Below are 3,890 nucleotides of genomic sequence, written 5' to 3'. Positions count from 1 at the left end.
CCGACGTGGCGACGCATGCCGTCGTCATGCAGATCGAGGGGAACGCCGCCACCGAGCTGACGATCGACATCCGCCAGCCGGCCGTGCTCGCCCACCGGGTTCGCATGAGCGACCTGCTGCGGGGATCGGCCAACTTTCATGCGGGGCCCTACGGCGCCGAGAGCTTCCAGTTTCACCGTGCCGTCACGCCGTCGGACTACCGCATGCACATCGACCTGGCGCTTTCCGGCCGCACGCTGACACGCTATGCGTACCTACGGGTCCGGCAGCTCAACGGGCAGCTTGCCTGGACCAGCCCCTTCTTCATCGATCCCCCGTGAGGCAAGCTGCCTGCCACGCCCTCTCACTTCTCTCCCACCCTGCGAACGACGGTGTCCCAGTAGCCGAGATCTTGCTTCACCACCGCGCCGAATTCGGCGGAGGGCAAGCCCGTGGGCGTGAGCGCCATGCTGCGCAGCCTGGCGACGACCTCGGGCACTTTCAGCACCCCGGCGATGTCAGCCGCAAGCCTGTCCACGACGGGCTCCGGCGTGCCGGCCGGCGCGAACATGCCGAACCAGCCCACCACGTCCAGTTGCGAAAACCCCATCTCCTTGAAGCTCGGCACGTCCGGCAGCAACGGCGATCGCGGGCCCGCGACGCCCAGCGCACGCACCGTGCCGGCGGCGATGTGCGGCCCGGCAGCGGCGATGGTGGCGAAGCCGCCCGAGACCTGGCCGCCCACGATGTCGTTCAGCAGCGGACCATCGCCCTTCTGCGGCACGTGCACCATGTCGAGCCCGGCGGCTTCGTTGAAGGTCGCGCCCAGCAGGTGCAGCGTCTGGTTCACGCCGGCGGAGCCATAGGAGTGCTGCTTCGGCTCGCGCTTCACGAGCGCAATGAACTCCTGAAGGCTCTTCGCCGGCAGCTTCGGGTTCACGATGAAGACGGCCACCGCGTCCGTCATCTGCACCACCGGCTTGAAGTCCCTGACCGGGTCGTACGGCACGTTGGCAGCGGCGGCGCCCACCACGTTCTGGACCATCGCGGAGTTGGTCAGCAACAGCATGTAGCCGTCCGGCGGCGAGCTCTTCACTCGCTGCGCACCGACAAGGCCGCCTGCACCCGCACGGTTGTCGACCACCACCGGCTGCCCCCATTTCGCGGAGAGCTTCTCGGCGCAGATGCGGGCCACGGCATCCAGCGAGCCGCCGGCCGGAAAGGGCACGACGATCGTGACCGGCCTGGAAGGAAAGGCGGACGCCGCCAGAGCAGCAGGCGCGACGATCGCAACGGCCAGCAGCGCAACGGCCCAGCGGACAACCAAGGAAAGCATCGTTTCGTCCTCCGACGTGGGCAGCCCATGGAACGCCGGCCCTGCAAAGAGACCGGCCGCGAGAAGATTCACGAGGAGGCTTTCGATGCCTCGCGCAATTGCTCGTCGTACAACTGACGCTCGCGAAAGAACCGGTGCTGGATGCGATCGCCCAGGACATGGAAGCGGCCTCTCGAATTGACAAGCGGCGCTTCGTCGGTCCGCACGAGCTTCACGACTTCGCCCACGAAGATCGAATGGTCGCCTCCGTCGTACTGGGCCCACTTCCGACAGGCGAAGTAGCCCAGCGACTCGCTCAGGACGGGCCATTCGCCCTCCCAGCCATAGGACGGAGACAGTGCCACGCCGAGAAGACGGCCGGCGAAGTAGTCCGCGAGTTCGCCTTGCGAAGCCTTGAGCAGATTGATCGTGTAGAGGTTGGCCTTCTCGATGAAGGCGTGGGTTCGGGCGGTCTTCGCCACGTTGATCGAGACGAGCTGGGGCTTGTGCGACACCGACGCGAACGAGCCCGCCGTCATCCCGTGCATGCCGCCGCCTGCGCCGCCGGTCGGAACCGTGATGACGGTAATTCCCGTGGTGAACGTCCGAATGGCCTTGCGAAATTCCTCAGCGTCGAGCACCGGTGTCTCCTTGACTGACCACACATGTCCTGCATGTTGGCTTCGCATCGCGCGGCGGACAAGTCGCGTCGCCGGAACGCATGGTTTCGCGAACGCTACATCGGACGCAAAGACGCGCCCTGGTCGCTCCCTTCGTGACGCTGCCCGGGGCCTTCGATCGGCGGCAGGCCGGCCGTCGAACCGTGCATGGTCTCCTGTAGATGACGCGCCAGCCCGGAGACGAACAACCTGCCGGCCAGCGTCAGCGAGCGCCGCGAGGGGTACAGCGCGTAGATCGTGATGGATGGCGGTGACCAGGCGGGCAGCGGCAGAACCAGCGTTCCCCTGGCCAGATCGGCCTCGCAGATCGAGCGCGGCAATCGCGCCAGCCCCAGGCCCGTGAGCGCGGCCTGATGGATGACGGCGAGGCTGGATGCGCTGAACCGGGCCGACACGTTGAAGGTGGCCGTTTCGCCGCGTGCGTCCTGCACCTGCCAGCGCGGCGTGAAGCCGTCAGCCGACCAGCCGATGCCGGGTCGGCCCTCGAGGTCCTTCGGCCCGGCCGCCTTTCCGATCATGGCGGCGACCTCCGGTGACGCCACCAGACAGAAATCCGCCGTCACCAACTTCTGGTGCACCAGGTCGCAGTCCGCCAGGCCCTCCGACTGCGCCGGATGGATGCTCAGGTCGTAGTGGTCGATCTTCGGGTCGAATGTCCCGTTCGACGTTTCCAGGCAGAGTTTCACGTCGGGATAGGCCGCACTGAAGCTGACCGCGAAGGCCGCCACCAGGCGCTCGCTGATGAGCGCGGGGCACGCGATCCTCAGTGCACCTGTCGGGCGCTGCATGCGATCCTGGGCAATGGCGCTGATGGCGTCGACTTCGGCCTTGATCTTGAGGCCGCGCTCGTAGATCGCCAGGCCTGCCTCGGTGGCCGAAAACCGCCGGGAGCCACGGCTGAGCAACTGCACGCCGAGCCGCGTCTCCAGTTCGCTGATCCGGCGGCTCAGCCGCGATTTCGGGATGCCTGAATTTCGGCTGGCACCGGAGAAGCTGCCGGCCTCGATGACGGCGATGAGCAGCATCAGGTCGTCGACCGTTCCCATCCTGGCTCCCCGATCACGCCATGCCGCCGTCCGGCCTAGCTGTTCTCGTCCAACCGGGGCGCCCTGGCCTGATGAGAGAAGCGCCTGACGCGGTGCGATCCGTCGCAGAACGGCTTCTTGTCCGAGAGACCGCAACGACAGATGCTGATCACGGGCGCCGGAGGGTAAGGCGCACCAGCCCCGTCGATCAGGACCGTGTCCCCGCTCAGAACGAGTGGGCCGTCGTCGATCAGGCGAGCCTTGACCTTCATCAGCGTGTCTCCGTGTAGGTTCCCGTCGCCACCTCCGCGACACGCATGCGCGGCGGATCGTAGATGGTGAGAAAGCGCAGCGGCGCCTGGCCGATGTTGCCGACGCTGTGCACGACCCCGGCAGGGATCTTGATGACCACCCCCGGCGCGGTAGCGATGCGTTCGTCGGCGATGCACACCTCGCCCTCGCCTTCCAGGAAGTAGAAGGCATGGTTGTAGTCGTCGATGTGCGTCTCCGAACCGCCGCCCTGATCGATCTGCACCAGGTCGACGCTGTAGGCGTCGGTGTACTCGGCCCCGATCAGATTGAGCTGGAACCGGAAACCCGATGTTCCTTCACGGGACGAGGAGAGCCATTGCCGTCCCTCGGGGGTGCTCGTCAGATCTCGATTCATAGCGCGGGTCTCTTCCATGTTGAGTGCCAGCGCCAGAATACCGTTCGAGCCGGTGACCGGATAGGTTGAAGATTGGAACGTCTCGTTGCGGAAATCAGGCCATCCCGCAGCGTGAGCCATGTTTCAAGGACTGCCGAATCGAATTCCAAAAAGAACAACGGGCTGCAACCTCTCGATTGCAGCCCGTTGATTTCACTAGGAAATTTTGGCGGAGTGGACGGGAC

6 protein-coding genes are annotated in these 3,890 nt (G+C 65.9%); 1 reads left to right on the top strand and 5 read right to left on the bottom strand.

Going from position 1 to position 3,890, the window contains the following annotated elements:
- Positions 1-320: hypothetical protein (locus tag ACIY1X_RS25375; protein ID WP_399686178.1), on the top strand; the 320-nt coding region annotated here is incomplete at its 5' end.
- A gap of 23 nt (positions 321-343) precedes the next feature.
- Here the strand turns inward: ACIY1X_RS25375 and ACIY1X_RS25370 are convergent.
- The 5 genes from ACIY1X_RS25370 to ACIY1X_RS25350 form a co-directional block, all read right to left on the bottom strand.
- Complete coding sequence (locus ACIY1X_RS25370; protein WP_399686176.1) at positions 344-1,387, bottom strand: Bug family tripartite tricarboxylate transporter substrate binding protein; 1,044 nt, start codon at positions 1,385-1,387, stop codon at positions 344-346.
- On the bottom strand, positions 1,384-1,935 hold the full coding sequence (locus tag ACIY1X_RS25365; RefSeq protein ID WP_051953827.1) for a flavin reductase family protein: 552 nt from the start codon (positions 1,933-1,935) through the stop codon (positions 1,384-1,386). Before ACIY1X_RS25365 ends, ACIY1X_RS25370 begins: the two co-directional genes overlap by 4 nt.
- A gap of 95 nt (positions 1,936-2,030) precedes the next feature.
- Positions 2,031-3,020, bottom strand: a complete 990-nt coding sequence (locus ACIY1X_RS25360; protein ID WP_399686174.1) for a LysR substrate-binding domain-containing protein — start codon at positions 3,018-3,020, stop codon at positions 2,031-2,033.
- Between the two features lie 35 nt (positions 3,021-3,055).
- On the bottom strand, positions 3,056-3,271 hold the full coding sequence (locus ACIY1X_RS25355) for a CDGSH iron-sulfur domain-containing protein (protein WP_399686171.1): 216 nt from the start codon (positions 3,269-3,271) through the stop codon (positions 3,056-3,058).
- Entirely contained in the window at positions 3,271-3,786 is a 516-nt protein-coding gene (locus tag ACIY1X_RS25350; protein WP_399686169.1) for a cupin domain-containing protein, read from the bottom strand. Before ACIY1X_RS25350 ends, ACIY1X_RS25355 begins: the two co-directional genes overlap by 1 nt.
- Positions 3,787-3,890: the final 104 nt, after the last annotated feature.

Origin of the sequence: Xenophilus sp. (genome assembly GCF_044462705.1) — a bacterium.
In the GTDB taxonomy this organism is placed as follows: Bacteria; Pseudomonadota; Gammaproteobacteria; order Burkholderiales; family Burkholderiaceae_C; genus Xenophilus; species Xenophilus azovorans.
This window is presented reverse-complemented; position numbering and strand designations above follow the sequence as displayed.

Excerpts from the sequence above, each read along its gene's own strand:
- ACIY1X_RS25360 (WP_399686174.1), bottom strand. The coding sequence starts at position 3,020 with ATGGGAACGGTCGACGACCTGATGCTGCTCATCGCCGTCATCGAGGCC.
- ACIY1X_RS25355 (WP_399686171.1), bottom strand. The coding sequence starts at position 3,271 with ATGAAGGTCAAGGCTCGCCTGATCGACGACGGCCCACTCGTTCTGAGC.
- ACIY1X_RS25350 (WP_399686169.1), bottom strand. The coding sequence starts at position 3,786 with ATGGCTCACGCTGCGGGATGGCCTGATTTCCGCAACGAGACGTTCCAA.